Origin of the sequence: Lentzea sp. NPDC058436 (assembly GCF_042721515.1) — a bacterium.
Lineage (GTDB): Bacteria > Actinomycetota > Actinomycetes > Mycobacteriales > Pseudonocardiaceae > Lentzea.
This window is the reverse complement of sequence record NZ_JBHXLF010000004.1, coordinates 435,093-458,571: the sequence shown is the minus strand read 5'-3', so window position 1 is coordinate 458,571 and position 23,479 is coordinate 435,093. Positions and strand designations below refer to the sequence as shown.

Genomic DNA, 23,479 nt, shown 5'->3' with positions numbered 1-23,479 from the left:
TACAGTTTCGGACATGCTTGCGTTTGCTGTGACCGGTGGGATGTTGCACTTCGAGCTGACCGCCACGTACGAGATCTTCACCGCCCCGCAGCTCGACTACGAGGTCAAGGTGTGCGGCGACGCGCCGGTTCGCGTGGGGCGGTTCACGCTGGAGCCGGATCTTCCGCTTGACGGGCTCGCCGGAGCGGCGACGGTGGTGGTGCCTGCCATCGAGGACGTTGAGCAGCCGCTCGACCCGCGGCTCGTGCGGGCCGTCAAGGTGGCCCATGAGCGAGGGGCGCGGATCGTGTCGTTGTGCACGGGCGCGTTCGTATTGGCCGAGGCCGGGCTGCTGGACGGGCTCAAAGCCACCACCCACTGGGGGCACACCGACGAGCTCGCCCGCAGGTATCCGCTGGTCGAGGTCGACCCGGACGTGCTCTACGTCGACAACGGGCAGGTGCTCACGAGTGCGGGGAAGGCGGCGGCGATCGACCTGAGTCTGCACGTGATCCGGAGTGACTTCGGTGCCGCCACGGCCAACACGGCGGCGCGCCGGCTCGTCGTGCCGCCGCACCGGGACGGCGGGCAGGCGCAGTTCGTGCTGGCGCCGGTGCCGTCGGGGGAGGGGCATCCGCTCACCGAGTTGTTCGACTGGGTGTCGGCGCGGTTCGACCAGATGATCAGCGTCGAGGACATGGCGCGGCAGGCCAACATGAGCTCGCGGCACCTCGCGCGGCTCTTCCGGACCGTGACGGGCACCACGCCGCTGCAGTGGTTGCACGTTCAGCGGATCCGGCGCGCGCAGGAGCTGCTGGAGATGACGGACGACAGCGTCGACCAGATCGCGGAGGCGTCCGGGATGGGCACGGCCACGACGTTGCGCCGGCACTTCCACCGGACCGTCGGTGTGCCGCCGGACACGTACCGCCGCACGTTCCGGCCGATCGGTGGCAAATAGGTTCGGTCCCGGGCGTTAGGTTGTCCTGATGAGCAACGGACAGCGCATCGGGGCGCGGGTGTTGCGGCGCAAGCCGATCGACCAGCTGACTCATCCCGGCAGCGAACTCAAGCGCACCATGGGTGTCGGCCACCTCACCATGATCAGCATCGGCGCCACGCTCGGCACCGGCATCTTCGTCGTGCTCGGGGAGGCGGTGCCGCAGGCGGGGCCCGCCATCGTGTTGTCGTTCGTGCTGGCCGGCATCACCGCGTTGTTCTCCGCGCTGTCGTACGCCGAGCTCGCGGGCCTGATCCCCGCTTCCGGCTCCTCGTACTCCTACACCTACGCGACGCTCGGCGAGATCGTCGCGTGGGTCTGCGGCTGGTGCCTCGTGCTGGAGTACGGCGTCTCCGTGGCGGCGGTCGCGGTCGGGTGGGGGCAGTACGTCAACGAGCTGCTGCACCTCGTGACGGGGCTGCGGATTCCGGAGGCGCTGAGCCAGGCGCCGGGTGCGGGCGGGATCGTCAACGTCCCCGCCGTGCTGGTCGTGGTCATCGCGATGCTGGTGCTGCTCGGCGGCGCGAAGGGCAGTGCCCGCACGAACACCGTCCTGGTGTGGGTGAAGGTCGGCGCGCTGCTGATGTTCTGCGCGGTCGCCTTCACGGCGTTCAAGGCGGGCAACTTCGCGCCGCTGTTCCCGTTGGGGCTGGCCGGGATGAGCGCCGGCGCGGCCACCTTGTTCTTCTCCTACATCGGGTTCGACGCCGCGTCGACCGCCGGTGAGGAGGCGAAGAACCCGCAGCGCGACCTGCCGCGCGCGATCATCATCTCGCTCGTCGTGGTCACCGCGCTGTACTGCGCCGTCGCGCTGGCCGCGGTCGGGGCGATGCCGTGGCAGACGTTCGAGGGCACGGAGGCGGCGCTCGCGCGGGTGCTGACGGACAACACCGGCAGCACGATCTGGCCGATCCTGCTGTCGATCGGTGCCGTGGTCGCGATCACCTCGGTCGTGCTGACCGTCCTCTACGGACAGACGCGCATCCTGTACGCCATGTCGCGCGACGGGCTGGTGCCGTCGATCTTCTCGAAGCTCACGCCCAACGGTGTGCCGTTCGTGAACACGGTCGTCGTCGGCCTGTTCATCGCGGTGCTGGCCGCGCTGGTGCCGTTGGGAGCGCTGGCCGACGCGACGAGCATCGGCACGCTGTTCGCGTTCGCGCTGGTCAACGTCGCGGTGATCATCCTGCGCCGCACCGAGCCGGACCGCGAGCGCAGCTTCCGGGTGCCGTTCTCGCCCGTGACGCCGTTGCTGGGCCTGGCGTTCTGCGTCTACATGATGTTCAGCCTGGGGCTGGACACCTGGATCGCGTTCCTCGGCTGGATGGTGCTCGGGTTCGTCATCTACTTCGGCTACAGCGTGCGGAAGGCGCGACTCGGGGTTCAGGCCAGCGACTGAAGCTCGCGGGCCAGGTTGGTCCGCGCGGCGGCGTCCCACAGCTGCCGCGCGGGCTCGGTCACGAACAGCGCCTCGCGGTCGAGCAGGGTCTTCAGGACCTTCGACCGGCCCGCGCGCCACGTGTCGTCGTCGTACCGCGCGTACTCCTGGCGCACGGCCAGGCTGTAGCGGTCGTAGTGCTCCGGCTCCGAGCCGAGGATGGCCAGGTCGGCGTCGAGCAGCACGTGCGCCAGCGGGTCGTCGGACGAGTGCGTGATCGTCGCCAGCACCAACGACTCGACGCGTGCGATGTACGTCTCCTCCAGCCCGGCCAGGCGTTCACGGGCCCACACGGCCGACGCGCGTTCGTCCTCGCCGGGTTCGCCCTCGTAGATCACGTCGTGGGCGCAGGCAGCCAGCGCGAGGACCGCCCGTTCCTCCACGGTGAACGCGAACGCGTCGGCCAGCGCCGACGAGTCGCGCACGACGGACACCACGTGGAACGTGTTGTGGTACGTCCGGTGGGGTTCGGCGTAGCGCTCCATCAGATCGCCCGCGTCCGGTGCACCACCGAGCGTGCGGACCGCGTCGTCCCAGACCCGTCTCACCGCGCCAGCTCCTCCTCGACGACGTCCGCTGCGGCCGCGCTGCCGCCCGCCCGGTGCATCATCCGCCGCATGTCCTTCACCCGCGCGGAAATCGCGGAATCAGTGGCCAGTTGATCCACCAACGAGCGCACGCCCTCCACGGTCACCGTGTCGAGCAGCACACCGAGCCCCAGCTCCTCGACGCGGCGGCCGTTGAGCCGCTGGTCGGTCATGTGCGGCACGACGATCATCGGCACGCCGTGGTGCAGCGCCTCCATCACGCCGCCCATGCCGCCGCGCGTCACGAACACGCTCGCGTGCTCCAGCACGGCCAGTTGCGGCACCTCGTCGTGCGTCTCGACGTTGATCGCGGGGCTCAGCACCTTGCCCTTCGTGACGAGGTGCCAAGGCATTCCCCGTGCCGCGTCCGCGCAGACCTGCGTGCCCGTCGTCGCGAGCACCACGGGCCGGTCGGGCGGCTTCCACGTGCCCTGGAACGCGCGCTCGGTCAGGCAGGGGCCGGTGAAGACGACCTCGTCGCCGAACGTGTCGCCCTCGGGCTGGAACTGCCGGGGGAACAGGGCTATCCGGCGGCGCGCGCCCGAGACGAACTCCGGCAGCGCGCTGCCGAGGAAGCCGTGCACCCTGGTGAAGAACCTGACCGCGGCCGGGTCGAACGTGCGCGGCGGCAGCACCTCGGTGCCGAGCGACCAGTGCTCGTTGCTCGACAGCAGGCCTTCCACCAGCACGTTCGGCACGTCCAGCCGGTGTGCGAGGACACCGCCGGTCCAGGCGGCGATGTCCCACACGACCAGGTCCGGGCGGTCGTCGCGGAAGGTTTCTTCGAGCTGGGGCAACGCCGACTCGGCCTCGGTGAGCGCGAGCCGCGTGGCGTTGTAGAGCGAGCTGGGCAGGTCAGCGGGAAGCGTTGTCCCGTACGGGATCGCGGTCGCGCCGCACCCGGTGACGGCGGCGGTGAACGGCGCGGTGGCAGGGCAGGTGACGCGGTGCCCTCGGCGCACGAGCTCGGCGATCATCCCGAGGGCGGGCAGGAGGTGTCCGCGCTCGGCCATCAGGAAGACCGCTATGTGCGCCATGGAAGGGATCAACGTCGTTCAGCGCCCGGTGGTTCACCTGCTCCTGTCCCACGGCCGCTCGGGCCAGTGGTGCTTGGGGTAGCGGCCCTTCAGCTCGCTGCGCACGCGCGCGTAGCCGTTGCGCCAGAACGATCTGAGGTCGCTCGTCACGGCCGTGGGGCGGCCGGCGGGGGAGAGCAGGTGCACCACCACCGGGACTCCGGCGATCTGCGGTGTGTCGGCCCACTTCATGGCGTCCTGGATGCGGACGGAGAGAACGGGCTGGTCCTGCGTGTAGTCGACCTTGCCCTGGCCGATGCGCTCCGGGGCGAGCTTGTCGAACTCAGCGCCCTCCGGCCACGGCAGCAGGCTGCGGAGCAGGGCCGTCGTGTCGATCTTGGCCAGGTCGGAGCGCTTCTTCGCCTTGCCGAGGTCGATCGCGCGGACCAGGGCCTCGTCGTCGACGCCCGGCCAGTCGCGGGTCCTGTGCAGGAACGCCATGCGCTCGCGCAGGCGCAGGGCGCTGTCTGGCCACTTCAGCAGGCCGAGGCCTTCGGTTTCGAGGCCCAGACGGAGGGCCTGCTGCGACTTGGCGAGGTCGTTGAGCGGGCGTTCGTCGAGGGTGATCGCGCCGAGCTTGCGGACCTCGTTCGCGATGACGTCACCGCTCCACCGGATGTCGTCCTCGGTGTGCACGAGCGCCTGCGCGGCGGTGACGGCGAGCTCCTCGTCGGCAGGGGCGGCGAGGCGGACGCGGCCGTGCTTGCTGCCCGGTTCGCGGTCGGCGATCGCGACCGCCAGCCACTTGTTGTGCGAGTCGGTGTGCTCGACGGCCGTGCCGTTGGCCATCAGGTAGACGTTGCTGTTCTTGGACCTGCGCTTCGCCAGCCGTTCCGGGTAGGCGAGGGCGACGACCAGCGCGGGATCGCCGTTGCCCGCCGGGTTCGTGCCGAGCTTCTCCAGCTTCTTGGCCTCCTGGCGCCACTTGCCTGGCGACTTCAGCGCGGTCGCCAGGTCGCTCGTGGCGGGGTGCGCGCTGTCGTCGAGCAGCGCCACGACCTCGGCGGCGGTCCGGTTGCCCGCGAGCGCGCTGCCGTCGATCAGGGCGCGGCCGAGCCTCGGGTGCAGGCCGACGTTCGCGATGCGGTCGCGGCGGTCGGGGTCGAGCGCGCCGATGGCGTTCAACGTCTCCTGCGCCGCCTTGAGCGCGCCCTCCGGCGGTGCGTCCCACCAGTTCAGGGCGCTGCCGTCCGGCGTGCCCCACACCGCGAGTTCGAGGGCGAGCCGGGTGAGGTCGGCGGTCTTGATCTCCGGTTCCGGGTAGCGGGGGAGCGTCGAGTGCTCGTGCTCCGGCCAGCAGCGGTAGACGCGGCCCGGTGCTTCGCGGCCCGCTCGTCCGGCGCGTTGTTCGGCCACGGCCTGGGAGACGCGGATGGTCGTGAGGCCGGCGAGGCCACGGCGGTGGTCGACGCGCGGCACTCGGGCGAGCCCCGCGTCCACGACCGCGCGGACGCCGGGGACGGTGAGGCTGGACTCGGCGATGCTCGTGGCGAGCACGACCCGTTGGCGCGGGCCGGGTTTGAGGGCCTCGTCCTGGGGCCGGGAGTTCAACTGGCCGTGCAGGATCACGGTGTCCGCGTTGAGCAGACCCCTGGTGCGGTTGATCTCCCTGACACCGGGCAGGAACGCGAGCACGTCGCCGTCCACTTCGGACAGTGCTTTGTTGATGGCCCTCGCGACCGTGTTCTCGACGTGCTCGTTGCGCGCGGGCGGGACGTACGTGATCTCCGTCGGGAACATGCGCGACTCTGACTGCAGGACCGGTGCGTCGAGCAGGTCCGAGAGTCGTTGCGCGGCAACGGTCGCGCTCGTGGCGAGGAGCTTGAGGTCCGGGCGGAGACCCGCCTTGGCGTCCAGCAGCAGCGCGAGCAGGAGGTCGGCGTCGAGGTGGCGTTCGTGGCACTCGTCCAGCAGGACCGTGCCGACGCCCTTGAGCTCTTGGTCGTGCTGGAGCCTGCGCACGAGAAGACCGCTGGTCACGACCTCGATGCGGGTGTGCCTGCTCGTCTTGCGGTCGCCCCTGACCGAGTAGCCGACGGTGTGGCCGACCGGTTCGCCGAGCAGGCTCGCCATCCGTGCGGCGGCGGCGCGCGCGGCGATCCGGCGTGGCTCCGCGACGACGACCCTGCCTTCCAGCGCGAGCGGGACCAGCGTCGTCTTGCCGGTGCCCGGCGGCGCCACCAGGACGGCCGCACCGTGCTCCTGGAGCTGCTCCAGGAGTTGCGGGAGAACGGATTTCACCGGGAGATCGGGCAGGTCCACGTCGTTCAGTGTGTCAGGGTTGTCCCATGGGGATGATCGGAGTGGCATCCGCGGTCCTGTCCTTGGTGCGGTCCGCGCGGACCGTGCAGCAGTGGCGGCACGTGCCGATGGTGTCGGCGTCGTCGGTGACGGCGTCCGTGCTGGCCGTGGTGCCCGCACGCAACGAGGAAGCCACGTTGCCTTCGTTGCTGCCCGGTCTCGTCGGACAGCCCGGCGTGCGCGTTGTGGTGGTGGACGACGCTTCCGGGGACGCGACGGTGTCCGTTGCCCGGTCCCTGGGCGCTCAGGTGATCGAGTCGTCCGGTCCCGCTCCTGGCTGGGCCGGGAAGACGCACGCCATGCACCTCGGCGTCCAGGCGGCTCAGGACGAGGAGTGGTTGTTGTTCGTGGACGCCGACGTGACCTGCGCGCCCGGCCTGGTCGGACGGCTCGTGGCGACGGCGTCCGAGCTGGGCGCGGACCTCGTGTCGTCGTCGGGGCGCGGGACCGGTGCCGGCTGGTGGTTCCTGCTGCCCGCGTTCAACACGCTGGTGTTCGAGGGCTCGCCGCCGGACGGCCGCGGGGCCACGGCGCTCGCGGTCGGGCACTGCGTCCTGGTGCGCCGCGCCGCGTTCCTCGCCGCGGGTGGCTGGGAGGCGCTGGCGGAGACGCACGCGGACGACGTCGGTCTGGCCACGTTGATCAGGGACTCCGGCGGGGTCGTGCGGTTCGTCGACGCCTCGATGCTGCTGACGACCTCGGGCATCAACACGTTCGCCGACTGCTGGCGGTCGTTGCGCAAGAGCATCCAGCCGGCGTTCCGGGAGATGTTCGGGCCGTGGGGGCGTCCGCTGCTGGTGGCCGCCGGGCTGCTGCACCTGGCGTACGGGCTGGTCCCGGTGCTGCGGTGGCGGTCGCCGTGGTCGTGGCTGGCGTGGTTCGCGCAGGCCGTGTCGCACCACGAGTTCACCCGCCGGGTCGGCCAGCCGGAGATCTCGGCCGTGCTCGCGCCGCTGTCGTGGGCGACGATCGGAGTGTTCCTCCTGGACTGCGCGTTGCGTCCAGGTGCCCAGTGGAAGGACCGCCGCGTTGGTTGACCCGTTGCGCGACCCGGACGACCCGGAGCTGCTCGACCCCTACCAGTCGCGTTCGCTCGCGATCCTGGTCGAAGGGGCGCGGCTCGCGTCCGGCGCCGTCCGGTACGGGAAGGTGGGCAAGGTCGGCAGTGCCGCGGTCGTGGTCAACCGCGAGAACCCGCTGCCGTCCGGCAACTTCGGCTGCGCCCTGGACGGGACGTCGGTCGAGGTCGCGTCGACGTTGCTGCGGCTGGAGCAGACGTTCGCGGACGTGGGGCGCGCGGAGGCCGTCGTGTACGCGTCGCCGACCACCGTGGACGAGATCGAGGGCATCGCCGACGACTCCGGCTGGTACGCGGTCGAGGAGCTGCTGACGGTGGTCCACCGGGGTCCTGCGGTCGTGTCCCCCGAGGTCAGGCGGGCTGTCGACGCGGACGTGCCGGGGATCGTGGAGCTGCTGTCCGACGAGCTCGTCGGCAACCGGGAGCGGTTGTCGCGGTGGCTCGGGCACCGGCTGGACGACCCGCGCTGCCCGGTGCTGGTGGTGGACGACGGCGACCGGATCGGCGGGTTCGTCTCGGGGTTCGCCGAACGCGGTGTGGGCCTGGTCGAGCAGTGCGTGGTGCGTCCGGCCCGGCGTCGTCGTGGCGTGGGGCGGTCGTTGGTCGTGTCCGCCGTGTCGGCGTTGCGCTCCTCGGGCGCGATGCTGGTCGCGTCGCAGGTCGACGAGGGTCCGGGGGAGCGGTTCGCCGAGGCGTGCGGGTTCGTCGCGGCGTACCCGGTGACTGCTTATGTACGCAGAGTTGATGAGCTACTCGACTGAGTTACTTAGTTGCCGCGTGACATATCCTTAGCAGGGCTAAGGGAGGCTTTGTGCGCGAGCGGTTGCCGGTCGAGGTGTGGGTTCTGGTCGCGGCGAGCTTCATCATCGCCGTGGGGTTCGGGATCGTGGCACCCGTTCTGCCGGTGTACGCGGCGTCGTTCGGCGTCGGTCACACCGCCGTAGCGGCCCTGATCAGCGCTTTCGCGTTCGTCCGGCTGGCGTTCGCGCCGGTCAGCGGCAGGCTGGTCAACCGGTTCGGCGAGCCCCGCGTGTACATCGTCGGCATCCTCATCGTGGCCCTCGGCACGGCGATGTCCGGGTTCTCGACGAGCTACGCCGAGATGCTGTCGTGGCGCGCGGTGGCCGGTGTCGGGTCGACGATGTTCACCGTGGCCGCGCTGGGCCTGCTGATCCGGATCACCCCGGCGCCGATGCGCGGCCGTGCCTCCGGCATGTGGGCGGCGGGCTTCCTCATCGGCAACGTCGCCGGCCCGATCGTCGGCGCCGGGCTCGTGCCGTTCGGGCTGTGGGTGCCGTTCGTGTCGTACGGCCTGTTGCTGTGCCTCGCGGCGTTCGTGGTCTGGTTCTTCCTGCGGCGCTCGACGCTGGTGGAGATCGACAGGACCAACACCGACACACCTATGACCGTGCGTGAGGCCGTGCGCAACGGCGCCTACCGCGCCGCCCTGGCGTCCGGGTTCGCGAACGGCTGGGCGGTGTTCGGCGTCCGGATCTCGCTGGTGCCGGTGTTCGTCATCGAGGCCCTGAAGCACAGCCCGGCCGTCGCCGGCATCTCGATGTCGGTGTTCGCCGGCGGCAACGCGGCGATGCTGTTCCTGTCCGGCCGGATCGCCGACACCCGCGGCCGCAAGCCCGTCGCCATCGTCGGCCTGCTGGTCAGCGGCGCCGCGACGGTCTGGATGGGCTTCACCGGCGACCTGTGGACGTTCATGGCCGCGTCGCTGATCGCGGGCATGGGCGCGGGCCTGCTGAACCCGCCGCAGAACGCCGTCGTGGCCGACGTCATCGGCCCGCGCGGCAAGGGCGGACCGGTCCTCGCGGGCTTCCAGATGGTGACGGACCTGGGCGCGATCATCGGCCCGCTGTGCGCGGGCCTGCTGGCCGACTCGTTCGGCTTCGAGGCGTCGTTCGCCATCACCGGCGCCGCACTGCTGCTCTCGGTGCTCTTCTGGTTCACGGCCCCCGAGACCCTGCCCACACACGAAGAGGAGCACACGGCCACCGCCGTGGCGCCGGAAAGCGGCTGCCTCGACGAAAGCGCCGAGATCCCGACCGGCGAACGCGTGGGTGGCAAGCCGCGTCACCCGGAAGCGTGATTGCGCGCTCAGCTTTCTTTTAGTTTGTGTCGCTACCCTCGTCGCCGTGGGTGGAGCAGAGCGCAGTGCGCGGAAGAAGAAGCAGGCCGCGCGTGCGGTGGTCCAGGCCCGTTCGACGGGCGGTTCCGATCGCACGAAGGTGATCGCGGGCATCGCCGTGGTGGCAGTCCTGGCCGTCGCGGTCATCGGCTACGTCGTCTACGAGCAGATGAAGCCCTCCACGTCCGCCACGGACGCCATCCCCCTCGCGCCGGCAGACCACACGATCTCGGCCCCCGCCGTCCGCGAGGGCAACACCGTGCTCGTGGGCAAGGACACGGCCACCGTGACGGTCGACGTGTACGAGGACTTCCTGTGCCCGATCTGCGGCACGTTCGAGAAGACCTACGGCACCGACATCAAGAAGGCCGTCGAGGACGGCAAGGTCAAGATCCGCTACAACATCCTGCCGATGCTCAACCGCCTGTCGAAGCCGGAGGGCTACTCGACCGAATCGGCCAACGCCGCCCTGTGCGTCGCCGACGACGGCAAGTTCAACGCGTTCCACGCGGCGCTGTTCAACAAGCAGCCGGAGGAAGGCGACGCCGGCTACACCAAGGACCAGCTCATCAAGCTGGGCAAGGAAGTCGGCGTGACGTCGGCCGGTTTCGAGTCGTGCGTGCAGAACCAGACCTACAAGTCGCAGCTGGACGAGCTGATGTCCAAGACCAGCAACGACCCGGTCCTCCGCGACGGCGAGACCGGCCGGTTCCGCGGCACGCCGAGCGTCGCGTCCGGCGGCAAGCTCGTCGACCTGGACAACAAGAACTGGCTGTCCGACCTGGCCAAGTAGCGTTCCGCCGATCCGCGCCCGGTTCCAGGGTCTGCCTGGGCCGGGCGTTGTGCTTTCCGCCGTCCTCTGTGGACTTGGCCGGTGGCTTTGTGCTGGACGTCACTCGCTGGGTCTTCGGGTGTCTGCGAGGTGCCCGGCGCGGGGTTCTGATGGTCGTCACGTGGCTCTACCAGGCTTAATGCGGCCGGGGGTACCCCGATTTTTATCTTGTGGCATGGGTGTTGTACGGTATTGCCACACGAGAACGACGGGGAAACCCGCCGGGAACGTGGACCTTCAAGGGGCTGTGGCGCAGCTGGTAGCGCATCACACTGGCAGTGTGAGGGTCAGGGGTTCGAGTCCCCTCAGCTCCACTTGTAGGTAGAAACCCGCTTGGCTGGCGATATCGCTGGTCAGGCGGGTTTCTTGCTGTTTCGGGGTGGATCATGACCGAGCAGTTCGTCATGCCCCCTTGGCCAACGGTGTGGGGCGGCGGGATTGGTTGCGCCGCAAGCGCTGTGCCGCAGTTCGTGGGAGGTCCGTGCAGGCCGGATCGGTACCGTGCGGATGCCGGATCGAGAACGTGCTTTTGTGTCGTCGGCCGCGGGTTTGACGACACGGCGAGTGAATGTGCTGAGCCGCAAGCAGGTTCCGCTCTCCGCGGTGAACACGACCTCGTTGTCGTGCCGCTCGGGATGCTTGCGGGGTATGGCGGTGTCGCCGCCGGGTGTGGCGGCTTGTTCGGCGATGCGCTGGAGAGTCGCTCAGCCTTCTTCTTGAACGCAAGTCGAGTGTGAGGCGCCGATGGGCCACGTGACCTTGCACGCGGCCAGGCAGATGGTCGTCGCTGACGCGCCGAACCGGATGATGCGCCCCGCTACTGGCCGCAGCCATCCACGCGCGTGGTCTCTACCGGATGCGGGATGGCAGGGCGGTCGAGACCCAGCAGATTCATGCTCGCGTCGGCAACTACGAGAACCTGTTCGCGCGCGAAGGTACGTTCATCAAGCTCAAGTGACCATCGGAAGGTGACGCCGTGGAAGCCTTTGAGTCGTTCGTCGCCCTGACCATGGAGGCGGACACCGAGGACGGCCGCCTCGTGGTGTCCGAGGCGATCAAGTTCCCGGTAATCCGCCAGACAGCCAAGACCTCGCGCGTCGAGATCCAGACTCACGGCTTCGAGGTCGACCTGGTCGGCGCACGCCACGACAGGCTGGTCCTCGCCACTGTGAAGTCGTTCTTCGGGTCACGCGGCGTCGTAGCCGAGCACGTGATGGGCAAGTCCGAGACCAAGCGGTTCAATTCGCTGTACGCGTTGATCAACGACCCAGTGGTGCGGGACGCAGTCATCGACGGGGCGAGCAAGCGCTACGGGTACCCGATCAACCAGATCGAACTCCGGCTCTACGTCGGCAAGTTCGCCGGCGGCAAGACGGTCGAGCACGAACGCCTGATCCGCGAATGGGCCGCAAAGCAGATCGTCGGTGCAGGTCCGATCCGGGTCTTTGGACTGCAGGACATCGTCGCCACCGCGCGCCAGGTCGCCTCGAGCAAGACCTATCGCGACAACCCGGCATTGGTGGCCATGAAGGTGATGGACGCGGCCGGGATGCTGACTCCGAACGAGTCACGACCTCTGTGACATCGTCCAGGGCGGGCGAGCGAAGGCGCGCCGCAACCACGCTTCCGACGGGCCGAGGACGTGCGTGGCCATGGGCGCCGCCGTTATGCCGAGAACTCAGCGGATCATGCGCGCGAGTTCTTCGACGATGTGGTGCGCTTCCAGCGGGTGGTATCCCGCCAGGTCTTCCTGACCGTCGGTTCGGAGGACTCAGGTTGAGCAGCTGTCCGCTGCGGAGTGTCTCTGGACTGCGAGGTCAGGCTCCGGGCGGAACGGCGATGCTCCTCACGCTGAACTCGAGGCCGAGCTGTTCCGCCAGTCCGGACACGGCGATCTCGTTCACCAGGTTGCCGGTGGCGCGGTCGAACCGCTTGATCTTGACGGGTGTCCTGCCGTCGAACGTCTCGTGGACCACGTGGATCGACTTCTCGGTGAAGACTGCCTGGCTGGACGCGGTGACGCCTGGGGTGAGGCCTGTGTCGAAACGCGGTGCGGTGACACCTGACGCGATGTCGGTGCTCATGATCCGGCCGTCGCCGGCCAGCCATTCGAGGTGACCGTCTCGGGTGGCCCGTGCGTCGTAGGACTTCTGGGAGAACGTTTCCTGGTCGGACAGTTCCTCGGTGAGGGGGCGGCGCTGCGTGTCCACGAGGGGGTGCTCGGTGTGCTCGCCGGTCTTGGTGTCCCAGGAGACGACCGTCGTGTGGGGGTTGCCGTCGGCGTCGGTGTAGTCGGAGAGGAACGTGATGACGCCGTTGTGGCACGGCACGTGGCGGTTGTGGTCTCCCGCGTTGAAGGCCGCTCGCCAGGCCAGGGCCTTTTCGCGGCCTTCTGTTGCCGGGTAGAGCTGGGAGAGCAGTTCCGGTTCCGCGGTGGTGTCGGTCTTCGAACGCATGCCGGGGATGCCGGCCGACGCCGGGAGGTGGGTGCCCGGCTGGGTGGCGATTCCGTTGAGGACGTCACCGCACAGCGCGTTCATGTAGTAGTTGCCTTCGACCTGGTAGAGCTGTGAGCCGGACGTGGTCGTGACGGCCACCTGGTTGGTGTAGCCGGAGCCGGTGTCGGAGAAGCCCTCGTTGTAGACCGCGAGGAAGCCCTTGTCGTCGGGTAGCGCGAAGGCGGACTGCTGCAGTGACGACTTCTTGTTCTCGAAGCTCGCCGTTCCGTCCTTGCCGAGGACGTAGTCGCGCTTGTCGTCGCTGAAGAACAGGCCTCGGCCCGACCACGCGATGTGCGGCTCGCTCATGCCGTTGGTCTCGACCAGCTCCTTGCTGCCGTCCGCTCGCACCAGGGCCAGGTAGGCCGGGCGGTGCTCCGTCGCGACGTCGGAGTCCGGGCTGAGGTAGAACGCGAGGACGGTGTCGCCCAGCTTCGCCTCGTGGGGCTTGACGATGTTCGCCACTGGGGTGATGTCGGGTGCGGTACTGCAGGCCGTCATCGCCAGAACGGCGGCGAACGCGGCGAGTCGGGGCAGGGACACCGGTGGGTCCTCTCGACGGGTGTGGGGCGGTTCGGCAGGCCGCACCGCCCCACTGGGTTACCTGCGGGTGCTGTAGATGACGGTGCCGGCGTCGTTCTTGATGTCGTCGGCGTGCACGGCTGTTCCGCCGTTGTGGTCGAGATCGACGTTCGCGGCCATGTAGGCCCGCCACACCAGTTCGGCGCCGTTCAGCTCGTGGTCGCCGTTGTGCTTGTTCTTGTTGGAATGCTTGTCGTGCGGCTTGAAGCGGAGATTTCGGTACGCGTGGTCGGCCGCCGCGTCGCGGACGGCCTGCGTCGTCCTGACGTACATCTTGTGGACCGGGCCGCATTTGGTGAGCGTGGCCGCTGTGCGGGACTGGCTCTTGCTGCCCGGTCCTGGCGCCTCCACGACGATTTTCGTCGTGTAATAGATGCCGGTGTGATTGCTCGTTCCGTTCGCGGGCTTCGCGTACGAGTGGAAGATGTCGCCCTTGTACCGGGAGTTTCCGACCTTCAGCTTGGTCGTGCAGTCGCTGTCGGAGGAAACGACGGCCTGTGCGGGTGTGATGAACAGGCCGGTGACCGCCGTGCCCGCCGCGATGGTCAAGGCGAGAACACGCCCGAAATCAGACATGTGCACCTGTCACCTGCGGGTGCTGTAGACGACGGTGCTGTCGTCGTTCTTGATGTCGTTGGGGTACACGCCGGTCCCGCCGTTGTGGTCGAGCTCGATGCCCGCGGCCTTGTAGGCCCGCCAGACCAGCTCCGAGCAGTTCAGCCGCAGCGTGCTGTTGATCTTGTTCACCGCGAAGTCCAGGTCGTAGGACTTTCCGCGCAGCGAGTTGTAGGCGTAGTTGGCCGCCTTGTTGCGCGTGCTCTGCTTCGCCTTGACGTACATCTTGTAGACGGGGCCGCACTTGTTCAGCGTCGCCGCCGTGCGGGCCTTGCTCTGGCTGCCCGGTCCCGGCGCCTCCACGACGATCTTCGTCGTGTAGAAGATGCCGACGTGGTTGTGGGGGACCACGGTCTTGGCGTAGGAGTGGAAGATGTCGCCCTTGTACCGCGAGTTTCCGACCTTCACCTTCTTGGTGCAGTCGGCGTCGGACGCGGTGCTGATGTCGTCGGCGGCGACGCTGACGTCCGGCACGTCCGCCTCGACGGCCAGTGCGGGTGCCACGAGCACGCCCGTCATCGCCATTCCTGCCACCGCGCCGGCCGCGATGGACGAGACGAGAAATCGCCCGATTTTCGGCATGTGAGAACCCCTTCTGAATGACTTCGTCGATTTCCGAGCGCATTGCTCGCATCGGAATCTCCCGATGGCGCGAATGCTGGCACGCGCCGGAATACGACGAGCACACGTCGGGAACACGAGGTCGGCGGAGGGGCTGGTCCCGGAGTCCGGCGTATAGGGTATTTCGCGTCGAGGGGGTGCGATGAGGTTCGGGGTTCTGGGACCGCTGACGGCGTGGCGGGGAGACGAGGAGCTCCGCCTCGGCACCCCCAAGGCACGAGTGCTCGTGGCGGTGCTGCTGAGCCGGGCGGGTCACCCCGTCTCGGAGGACCAGCTGGCCGCGGCGCTGTGGGGCGACGACCCGCCGAAGAGCGCCACCAAGAACATGCAGACCTACGTTCACCGGCTCCGCCGTGAGCTGGGTGACCCGGCGCGCGTCGTGCGGCGGGGCGCCGGGTACCTGATCCAGGCGGACAGGGGTGAGCTCGACGCCACGAGGTTCGAGGACCTGGCTCAGGCGGGGCAGGTGGCGGAGGCCGCCGACGCACTGGACGAGGCGTCGCGGCGGCTGCACGAGGCGGTGCGGCTCTGGCGGGGGCCCGCGTTCGCGGGCATGGCCGACGTGCCGGTGCTGGCCGCGGAGGCCGCGCGGCTCGACGAGGTCCGCCTGTCGGTGCTGCAGTCGAGGATCGCCGTGGACCTGAAACTGGGGCGCCACGCCGAGTTGCTGGGCGAGCTGATCGCGCTCGTCGGCGTTCACCCGCTGCGGGAACGGCTTCGCGCCCAGCTGATGCTGGCGCTGTACCGCTGTGGCCGCAGGGCGGACGCCCTCGCCGAGTACACGCGCGCCCGCACGACCCTGATCGAGGAGACCGGCCTGGACCCGGCCGACGAGCTGCACGACCTGCAGCAGCGCATCCTCAACCAGGACCCGTCGCTCGACCTCGTCCCCGCCGCCGTCACGTTCGCGACCGAGCCGAAGACCCCCGCTCCCGCCGAGCTGCCGCCGGACATCCCGGACTTCACCGGCAGGGACGACGAAGTGGCCACCCTGACGGAGGCCCTCACCGCGCCGAGGCCGGGTGCCGTCGCGGTGGCGTCCATCGCGGGCCTGGGCGGCCTGGGCAAGACCACGCTCGCCGTGCACGTCGCGCACGCGATCGCCGGTCGTTTCCCCGACGGCCAGCTCTACGCGGACCTTCGCGGGGCCTCGGCCGAACCGACCCGCCCGGAGGACGTGCTCAGCCGGTTCCTGTTCGCGCTCGGCATCAGCGGCAGCAGCATCCCCAAGACCCTGGACGAACGCGCGGCGCTGTTCCGGAGCTGCCTGGCAGGCAGGAGGATCCTCGTCCTGCTCGACAACGTGGCGGGGGAGGAGCAGGTGCGGCCGCTCCTGCCGGGGCAGCCCGGCACGGCGGTGCTGCTCACCGGACGGGTGCGGCTGGTCGGTCTCGCGGGCGCCGGCCTGCTGGAGCTCGACGTCCTGCCGTCGGCCCAGGCCATGAACCTGATGCGCGCCATCGTCGGAGACGAACGCGTCCGTACCGATCCGGACGCGGCCAGGGAGATCATCCGGTTGTGCGGCCACGTACCGCTCGCGGTGCGCATCTCGGCGGCCAGGCTCCTCGGCAGGCGGCAGTGGTCGCTCTCCCACCTCGCCGGCGTCCTGGGCGAGGAACGGCACCGGCTCGACGAACTCGTGGCGGGCGATCTCGACGTCCGCGCGGGGTTCGAGATGAGCTACCGGATGCTGCCGGCGGGCGCGCGGCGGGCCTTCCGGCTGGCCGGACTTCTCGACGCGCCCGACTTCGCCTCCTGGGGGGTGGCGGCGCTGCTCGACCTTCCGGTGCGCGAGGCGGAACGGGAGATCGAGACGCTCGTCGACGCGCACCTGCTGAACCTCACCGGGACCGACGAGACGGGCGGGCTCAGGTACCGGTTCCACGACCTGATCCGGTTGTACGCGCGGGAACAGGCGCGGCGCGAGGACCCCGAACCTGATCGCCGTGACGCGCTCGCACGGGCGTTCGGCGCGTGGCTGGCGCTGGCGGAGGTCGCGTCGGAGCACGTTCCGGGGCCCTTCTACACGCCCATGCACAGCGACGCGGCGCGCTGGCGGCTGCCAGCGGACGTCTCCGGTTCGTTGCTGGCGGACCCGATGGCCTGGTTCGGCGCGGAACACGCCGCCCTGATGGCGGCGGTCGTCCAGTCGTGCGAGGAGGGACTGACCCAGCTCGCCTGGGACCTGGCGGGATCCACCGAGACGTACCTCAACGTGCGCGGCGTGTACGACGGCTGGCAGCGCATGCACGAGCAGGCGGTGGTGCTCTGCCGGCAGACCGGGGACAGGCGGGGCGAGGCCGTGCTGCTGCGCGGTCTCCTGCACGTCACCACGTGGAACTCGCCGCCGGGTGCCGGACCGGCGATGACGCGGATGCGCGCCAGCGCCGTGCAGCTGCTCGACCTGTTCACCGAGCTGAACGACCCGCTCGGAACCTCTGACGCGCTGGCGACCCTGGCCTGGAGCATGACGGCCGACGGGAACAGCGCCGAGGCGCTCGAACTGGCGGAGCGCGCGCTGCGGATGGCCACCGAGGTGGACTACCTCGAAGGCCAGGCGCGGGCCTATCACGTGATGGCGATCATCCACGGCGAGGACGACCCCCGCGGGGCGCTCGTGGTCCTGCGGGAGGCGGCGAAGATCGCCGAGACGCTCGGCAACCCCCACTACACCACGACGATCACCCAGTTCCTCGGCGCGGCGAAGTCGTTGTCCGGTGACGTCGCGGGCGGTCGCGAGCTGCTGGAGAGCTCGCTGGACATGGCGCGGCGCCTGAACTACCGCTACCTGGAGACGTTCTCGCTGCTCTACCTCGCGAAGCTGTTCGCGGCGGTGGGCGACGAACGGGCCAGGGCGACCGCCGAGCTGACGCGGACCTACAGCGAGGACGGCAACTTCGGCCACTACCTCGCCGACGCGCTCGCCGTCATCGGACAGGTGGACCTGGCGGAGGGAGACGTGCCCGCCGCGGTCGGCGCGTTCGAACACTCGGTCCGGGTGTGGCGGACTCGCGGCTCGATCCCCTACCTGGCGAGGACACTGCGCGCCCTCGGCGACGCGTACCTGGCCGCGGGCGACCACCACCGGGCCCGCGTCGTCTGGGAGGAGGCACGTGAGCTGTTCCGGGGGATCTCGCACGAAGAGGGCTTGAGGACCTTGAACGCCCGCCTCGGGTGAGTCCGGCCGCGTTCAGGACGTCCGAGGTTTCGGGGAACGCCCTTCGGCGAGCTCGGCTACCCTGTGTTGTCGCCGTGCGGCGGTGAGTCACCGCTGGAGGGGTTGTGGGCGCTGATCCGACTCGGGTCCGGACGCGGGCCGACCTGGTGCGCGAGCTGGAGGTGCTGCGCGGCAACGCGGCGCGGGGCTCCGGGCGGACACGGGTGTCGCTGGCCGAGCTGGCCAAGCGGATCGAGGTGCCGCGTTCCACCGTGCACACCTACCTGACGGGGCAGACGCTGGTGCCGGCCGAGGTGCTGGACCGGATCGTGATCGCGCTGGACGGTGACCACGGGAGCCAGGCGCGGTGGGCCGACGCGTGGGACCGCGTCGCGGCGCACGAGCACACGACGAAGCAGGCGCCTGTCGCCGTGGTGCCCCGGCAGTTGCCGGCGGACGTGCCGGCGTTCACGGGACGGGTGGCCGAGATCGAGGCGCTCGACCGGTTGCTGGAGCAGCCGAACCGGACTGTGGTGCTGTCGGCCATCGCGGGGACGCCCGGCGTGGGGAAGACCGCCCTGGCGATCCACTGGGGACATCGGGCCGCGCGGTGGTTCCCCGACGGGCAGCTGTACCTGAACCTGCGCGGGTACGACGTCGGTGCGCCCGTGCCGGCGGCCGACGCGGCACTGACGTTGCTGCGGGCGCTGGGGGTCCAGGACGTTCCGCACGGGCTGGACGACCGGGTCGGCTCGTTGCGGTCGGCGCTGGCGGGCAAGCGGATGCTGCTGGTGTTCGACAACGCGGACAGCGCGGAACAGGTGCGGCCGCTGCTGCCGGGCACGCCGTCCTGCTTCGCCGTGGTGACCAGCCGGGACGCGCTCACGGGGCTCTCCGTCGTCGAGGGTGCGCATCGGCTGGACCTCGACGTGCTGCCGCTGGACGAGGCCCTGCGACTGCTCGGGGAACTGATCGGCGAACGGGTCGAGTACGAGCGCGAGGCGGCGGCCGACCTCGCCGAGCTGTGCGCCAGGTTGCCGCTCGCGCTGCGGATCGTGGCGGAGCTCGCGCGGTGGACGCCACTGCACGAGGTGGCCGCCCACCTCAGGAGTGAGCGCCTCGACCTCCTCGACAGCAGCGGTGACCCGCGCAGCATGGTGCGGGCGGTGTTCCTGTGGTCGTACCGGCAGCTCCGGCCGGAGGCCGCCGAGCTCTTCCGGTTGCTCGGACTGCATCCCGGCCGCGACTTCGACGTGCCCGCCGCGGCCGCGATCCTCGGCACGGGTCTCGCCGACGCGGCACTGCGGGTCGACCTGCTCGTCAGGGCGAACCTCCTGCAGGGCGGCGGCCGGTACGAGATGCACGACCTGCTGCGCGACTACAGCCGAGAGCTCGCCGCGTCGGCGCCGGACGCCGTCACCAGCCCTGCCGTGGTGCGGTTGATCGACCACTACGTCGAGGCGCAGACCGCCGCTTTCGCCCGCGTCTACCCGCAGTTCCACCAAGGGGACGTGCCGGACGCCGGCTGGCTCACCGACCCGCGCGCGTGGCTCACGGCCGAGGCGGACAACGTGGTCGAGGTCGTGCGGCTCGCCGCCGGAGTTGGCCTCGGTGCGACGGCCCGCAGGCTCGCCGGGGTCGCCAAGCGGCACCTGGAGACGACGTCGTGCGCCGCGCAGGTGATGCGCATGCAACGCACGGCGCTCAGCTCGGCCAGGACCGACGGCGACCTGGTGGGCGAGGCGGAGGCGTTGCGCGGTCTCGGTGTCGCCGCCGAGGCGATGGGCGCGCAGATCGAGGCGCTCGACTGGTTGCGGCGCAGCGCGGACATCTGGCAGCTCGTGGGTGACTCCGGACAGCAGGCCGCGGTGTTGAACAGCATCGGGATCACCCTGGGGGAGCTGGGCCGGTTCGACGAGTCGGTCGCGACGCTGGAGCGGTCCATCGCGTTGTCCGAGGACGCGGGCAAGCTGCACAACGTCGCCATCAACCGGATGAACCTCGGCGCCACGCTGGAGAAGCGAGGAGAGCTCGGCAGGTCGCTCGCGAACCACCGCGAGGCGCTGCGGACGTTCCGGACGCTCGGCGACCGGCTCGGGGTCGCGCACGCGTCGACCAACGTCGCCAACGTGCTCAACCAGCTGGGTGAGCACGGCGAGGCGGTGGCGCTGCTCGGGGAGGCGCTGACCGGGTACCGGGAGCTGGGCAGCCGCGTCGGCGAGACGTTCGTGGTCAAGTTCCTCGGCTCCGTGCACGTGGCGAAGGGCGAGGACGGCCTGGCGACCGAACGCTACGAGGAGGCGCTGGTCATGGCCACCGAGGTCGGAGACCTGAACCTGCGGGCAGAGCTGCTCAACCACCTCGGCTTCGCCCGGTGCCGCACGGGTCACCACGCGGCGGCCCGTGAGGCGCACCACGACGCGCTCGCCCTCGCCAGCGAACACGGCCACCGGCTGGAGGAGGCCAGGGCGCGGGAAGGACTCGGCGGGGTCGCGCTGGCCACCGGTGCCTGCGAGAGCGCCAAACGGCACTGGCGGAAGGCACTCGAACGCTACGAGTCCATGGGCGTCGCCCAGGGGGAACGGCTGCGCGCCGCCCTGGCCGAGCTCTGACCGTCCAGGTTCGTCCAGCCCCGTCCAGGATCGCCCGTCCGGTCCAGCGCCCGCTGCTGGAGTAGGCGGCGTCATGATCCAGGAGAGAGGGGATTCACCAATGGCTCGGATCAAGGGGCGAACGGTCAGGGCGTCGGTTCTCGCCATGGCGGCTCTGGTCACGGGAGGGCTGTTCCTGCCGGGAACGGCTCAGGCGGCGGGGACGCCGTGGTCCGTCACCGCGTACAACGGCTCGACGTCGATCGCGAAGGCCAACGGGGACTTCGCCAACAACGGCGGCGTGTACGCCACGGCCGGCATCAACATGGCCGACACGTCCAACAACGGCAGCCCGGTCTACGTGGAGGTGAAGTTCTACTTCTGGACGCGGCCGTTCATCGGCGCTCCGGAGATCTGGATGGAGGTCGACAAGAAGCAGACCTCCAGGACCTCCAGCGCGAAGTACGTGACCGCGAACGTGTCGACCCGGCTGAGGCCCAGCTCCAGCAAGGCGCGTGCGTCGATCATGGTGTGCGAGGACCGGAACAACAAGGCGGACAAGTGCTCCGCGCCGTCGATCGTGGCCTTCGACTACTGAGCGGCACGTGCCGGACGGCACCCTTCGAGGCATGACCTCTGGCGTCCGAAATGGCCGGTCGGGACTTCGGGGCACGGCGAACGCGTCCCTAGCGTCGGTGCCGTGACGGACAACAGAGTGTTCTTGCCGAGGTTCGGGGCGGTGTGCGGGGTGGTGCTCGCGCTGTCGATCGGGGTGCCGGGGGCGGTGGAGGCCTTCACCGGGGAGACGGCCTTCACCAGTGCTGTGATCGGGCTGGGGACGGCGTTCGGGGTGCCCGCGGTGCTGGCGTTGCACGGGCACCAGGCGCACGCGTCGGGGCGGTTCGGGGCGTTCGCCTTCGGTGCGAACCTGCTCGGGCTGGGGGTGTTCACCGGGGTGGCGTTCGCGTTGAACCTGGTGATCTTCTTCCTGGAGCCGGGGTCGGTGGTGCCGTTCACGCAGGCCGTGCTGAAGGTGGGGTCGCTGGTGTTCGTGGCCGGCTCCGCGTTGTTCGGGGTGTCGATGGTGCGGGCGAAGGTGTTTCCCGCTGTGCCCGCGTGGGGGTACGGGATCGGGTTCGTGCTGTTGGCGGCGTTCGCGGTGTTGCCGGACACGCCGTTGTCCGCGCTGGTGCACGTCGCGTGCGCGGTGGTGCTGGTGTGGTTGTCGGTGGCCGTGTGGACCGCTCGTCCGGCAGTAGCCTGAGCGGCATGTACACCTCGCGGCCGGCGTTCTGGGTCTCGCCGGTGATGTGTGCCGCGGTGCTGGTCGCGGGGGTGTACGCGGCGGTGTCGGGGCTTGGGCGCACCGATCTGCCGTTGCTGGTCGGTGGGCTGGCGGTGCTGGTGGCCGTGGACCTCGCCGAGTTCCGGCGGTATCCGGTGCGCACGCCGAGAGGTGTCGCGGCGGGGTTGTTGGTGGCGAGGGCCGCCCTTTACGTCGGACTGGCCTATGTGGACGGTTCTGGGCTGGCGCGGATCCTGTTGCTGCTCGTGCCGTTCACCGCCTACTTCGCTTTCGGGTCTCGTGTGGCGGTCGGGTTGGCCTGCGTGTGTCTGGCGGTGGCCGTGGTGAGCACGCCGGACTGGTACGCGGATGTCGAACAGGCTTCGGACCTGGTGATGTTCGCGGTGGGGCTGGTGCTGACGATCACGATGGCGGCGGTGGCGGTGCGGGAACGCGACGGGCGGATCCGGTTGCAGGAGTCGCACCGGACGGTCGCGGAGCTGTCGGCCGCCGCGGAACGGGCTCGGGTGGCGCGGGATCTGCACGACGACCTCGGGCACCACCTCACGGCGATCGTGGTGTTGCTGGAGAAGGCCTCCGCGTTCCACGACCGCGAGCCCGGTACGGCCAGGGCCGCTGTGCTCGACGCTGAACGGTCGGCGCGGCGGGCGCTCGGGGAGGTGCGGGAGTCGGTCCGGTCGTTGCGGTCGTTCCACCTGCCGGCCGCGCTGGACGAACTCGTTGCGGGGCAAGGGGATGTGACGCTGACGGTCAGCGGTTCGCCGGACGAGCACGGCGCCGGCGCGCTGCACGCGTTGTACCGGGCGGCTCAGGAGGGCATCACGAACTCGCGCCGGCACGCCGCCGCCACGCGCATCGACGTCGCGGTCGAGTTGGACGCCGAGCGGGCGCGGCTGGTCGTGGCCGATGATGGACGGGGCATGGGTGCGGCGGCGGAGGGGTTCGGGTTGCTCGGGATGCGGGAACGGGTCGCGCTCGCCGGCGGCAGGGTCGACCTGGCCAGCTCGACGGCCGGGACACGGCTGACCGTCACGATCCCCGTGGCGGGGCCGGCGTGACGCGCGTGCTGGTCGTCGACGACCAACGGCTGATCCGCGAGGGCATCGCGTCGTTGCTGGGGATCCAGCCCGGTATCGAGGTCGTCGGCACCGCCGCCGACGGTCGGGAGGCCGTGGAGCAGGCCGTGGCGCTGGCGCCGGACGTGGTGCTGATGGACGTCCGGATGCCGGGGATGGACGGCGTCGAGGCGGTGGCGGTGCTGCGCACGCGGGCGCCCGCGTGCAAGGTCGTCATGCTCACCACGTTCGACGACGAGGACTACGTGGTGCGCTCGCTGCGGGCGGGCGCGGCCGGGTACCTGCTCAAGGACCTGCCGTCGCAGGAGCTCGCCGCGGCGGTCAAGCTGGCTGCTGCGGGGGTCGCGCAGTTCGACCCGGCCGCGGCGGCGCGGCTGGCGGCGGTGCTGGACAGGTCCGGTGGCGAGCGCGAACCGCTGACCGTGCGCGAGGTCGAGGTGTTGCGGCTGGTCGCGGGCGGTGCGACGAACAAGGAGATCGCCGAGCGCCTGTTCCTGTCCGAGGGCACGGTGAAGAACCACATCTCGCGGATCCTCGGCAGGCGCGGCCTGCGCGATCGCACGCAGGCCGCGCTCTACGCCCAGTCGCACGGGCTCGTGTGACGC

19 protein-coding genes and 1 tRNA gene are annotated in these 23,479 nt (G+C 70.1%); 14 read left to right on the top strand and 6 right to left on the bottom strand.

Annotated elements, in window-relative coordinates; genetic code table 11:
- Positions 1-13: 13 nt before the first annotated feature.
- Both ACFWN2_RS20875 and ACFWN2_RS20870 read left to right on the top strand, forming a co-directional pair.
- On the top strand, positions 14-940 hold the full coding sequence (locus tag ACFWN2_RS20875) for a GlxA family transcriptional regulator (protein WP_382429567.1): 927 nt from the start codon (positions 14-16) through the stop codon (positions 938-940).
- Between the two features lie 28 nt (positions 941-968).
- Complete coding sequence (locus ACFWN2_RS20870) at positions 969-2,378, top strand: amino acid permease (RefSeq protein WP_382429565.1); 1,410 nt, start codon at positions 969-971, stop codon at positions 2,376-2,378.
- On the opposite strand, the gene ACFWN2_RS20865 is transcribed toward ACFWN2_RS20870, so the two are convergent.
- The 3 genes from ACFWN2_RS20865 to hrpB are packed head-to-tail and all read right to left on the bottom strand — an operon-like array spanning position 2,363 to position 6,342.
- Positions 2,363-2,965, bottom strand: coding sequence for a hypothetical protein (locus ACFWN2_RS20865; RefSeq protein ID WP_382429563.1), 603 nt, complete (start codon positions 2,963-2,965; stop codon positions 2,363-2,365). The two genes, ACFWN2_RS20870 and ACFWN2_RS20865, sit on opposite strands and share 16 nt — an antisense overlap.
- The gene (locus tag ACFWN2_RS20860; RefSeq protein ID WP_382429561.1) at positions 2,962-4,041 is read right to left on the bottom strand and encodes a macrolide family glycosyltransferase; all 1,080 of its coding nucleotides are present in this window, start codon (positions 4,039-4,041) and stop codon (positions 2,962-2,964) included. Before ACFWN2_RS20860 ends, ACFWN2_RS20865 begins: the two co-directional genes overlap by 4 nt.
- Positions 4,042-4,074: 33 nt before the next feature.
- Positions 4,075-6,342: an ATP-dependent helicase HrpB gene (gene hrpB, locus ACFWN2_RS20855; RefSeq protein WP_382429559.1), complete on the bottom strand. Its 2,268-nt coding sequence runs from the start codon at positions 6,340-6,342 to the stop codon at positions 4,075-4,077.
- Between the two features lie 26 nt (positions 6,343-6,368).
- Between hrpB and ACFWN2_RS20850 the strand changes: the two genes are divergently transcribed.
- The 6 genes from ACFWN2_RS20850 (at position 6,369) to ACFWN2_RS20825 (ending at position 12,010) form a co-directional block, all read left to right on the top strand.
- On the top strand, positions 6,369-7,418 hold the full coding sequence (locus ACFWN2_RS20850; protein WP_382429557.1) for a glycosyltransferase: 1,050 nt from the start codon (positions 6,369-6,371) through the stop codon (positions 7,416-7,418).
- Positions 7,411-8,220: a GNAT family N-acetyltransferase gene (locus ACFWN2_RS20845; RefSeq protein WP_382429555.1), complete on the top strand. Its 810-nt coding sequence runs from the start codon at positions 7,411-7,413 to the stop codon at positions 8,218-8,220. The genes ACFWN2_RS20850 and ACFWN2_RS20845 overlap by 8 nt, the downstream gene beginning before the upstream one ends.
- 50 nt (positions 8,221-8,270) lie before the next feature.
- A complete protein-coding gene (locus ACFWN2_RS20840) occupies positions 8,271-9,557 on the top strand; it encodes an MFS transporter (protein WP_382429553.1) in 1,287 nt (428 codons plus the stop codon).
- Positions 9,558-9,603: 46 nt separating this feature from the next.
- Positions 9,604-10,389 carry a DsbA family protein gene (locus tag ACFWN2_RS20835; protein WP_382429551.1) on the top strand — a complete coding sequence of 262 codons (786 nt, stop codon included), beginning with the start codon at positions 9,604-9,606 and terminating at the stop codon, positions 10,387-10,389.
- A gap of 280 nt (positions 10,390-10,669) precedes the next feature.
- Positions 10,670-10,742: transfer RNA gene (locus tag ACFWN2_RS20830), tRNA-Ala, on the top strand.
- Between the two features lie 662 nt (positions 10,743-11,404).
- Positions 11,405-12,010 (top strand): hypothetical protein, encoded by a 606-nt coding sequence (locus tag ACFWN2_RS20825; protein WP_382429549.1) that lies wholly within the window; start codon positions 11,405-11,407, stop codon positions 12,008-12,010.
- 235 nt (positions 12,011-12,245) lie between these two features.
- Here the strand turns inward: ACFWN2_RS20825 and ACFWN2_RS20820 are convergent, their stop codons facing one another.
- Genes ACFWN2_RS20820 through ACFWN2_RS20810 form a run of 3 tightly spaced genes read right to left on the bottom strand, consistent with a single transcriptional unit; the run spans position 12,246 to position 14,705 of the window.
- A complete protein-coding gene (locus ACFWN2_RS20820) occupies positions 12,246-13,469 on the bottom strand; it encodes a hypothetical protein (RefSeq protein ID WP_382429547.1) in 1,224 nt (407 codons plus the stop codon).
- Positions 13,470-13,526: 57 nt separating this feature from the next.
- A complete protein-coding gene (locus tag ACFWN2_RS20815; RefSeq protein ID WP_382429545.1) occupies positions 13,527-14,084 on the bottom strand; it encodes a hypothetical protein in 558 nt (185 codons plus the stop codon).
- Between the two features lie 9 nt (positions 14,085-14,093).
- Complete coding sequence (locus tag ACFWN2_RS20810) at positions 14,094-14,705, bottom strand: YiiX/YebB-like N1pC/P60 family cysteine hydrolase (protein ID WP_382429543.1); 612 nt, start codon at positions 14,703-14,705, stop codon at positions 14,094-14,096.
- Between the two features lie 181 nt (positions 14,706-14,886).
- Between ACFWN2_RS20810 and ACFWN2_RS20805 the strand changes: the two genes are divergently transcribed.
- The 6 genes from ACFWN2_RS20805 (at position 14,887) to ACFWN2_RS20780 (ending at position 23,476) form a co-directional block, all read left to right on the top strand.
- Complete coding sequence (locus ACFWN2_RS20805) at positions 14,887-17,922, top strand: BTAD domain-containing putative transcriptional regulator (protein WP_382429541.1); 3,036 nt, start codon at positions 14,887-14,889, stop codon at positions 17,920-17,922.
- Between the two features lie 104 nt (positions 17,923-18,026).
- On the top strand, positions 18,027-20,513 hold the full coding sequence (locus ACFWN2_RS20800; RefSeq protein ID WP_382429539.1) for an ATP-binding protein: 2,487 nt from the start codon (positions 18,027-18,029) through the stop codon (positions 20,511-20,513).
- A 100-nt stretch (positions 20,514-20,613) separates the two neighbouring features.
- Positions 20,614-21,090 carry a hypothetical protein gene (locus ACFWN2_RS20795; protein ID WP_382429537.1) on the top strand — a complete coding sequence of 159 codons (477 nt, stop codon included), beginning with the start codon at positions 20,614-20,616 and terminating at the stop codon, positions 21,088-21,090.
- Positions 21,091-21,192: 102 nt separating this feature from the next.
- A complete protein-coding gene (locus ACFWN2_RS20790; protein WP_382429535.1) occupies positions 21,193-21,756 on the top strand; it encodes a hypothetical protein in 564 nt (187 codons plus the stop codon).
- A gap of 5 nt (positions 21,757-21,761) precedes the next feature.
- The gene (locus ACFWN2_RS20785) at positions 21,762-22,856 is read left to right on the top strand and encodes a sensor histidine kinase (protein WP_382429533.1); all 1,095 of its coding nucleotides are present in this window, start codon (positions 21,762-21,764) and stop codon (positions 22,854-22,856) included.
- Entirely contained in the window at positions 22,853-23,476 is a 624-nt protein-coding gene (locus ACFWN2_RS20780; protein ID WP_382429531.1) for a response regulator, read from the top strand. Before ACFWN2_RS20785 ends, ACFWN2_RS20780 begins: the two co-directional genes overlap by 4 nt.
- Positions 23,477-23,479 lie beyond the last annotated feature (3 nt).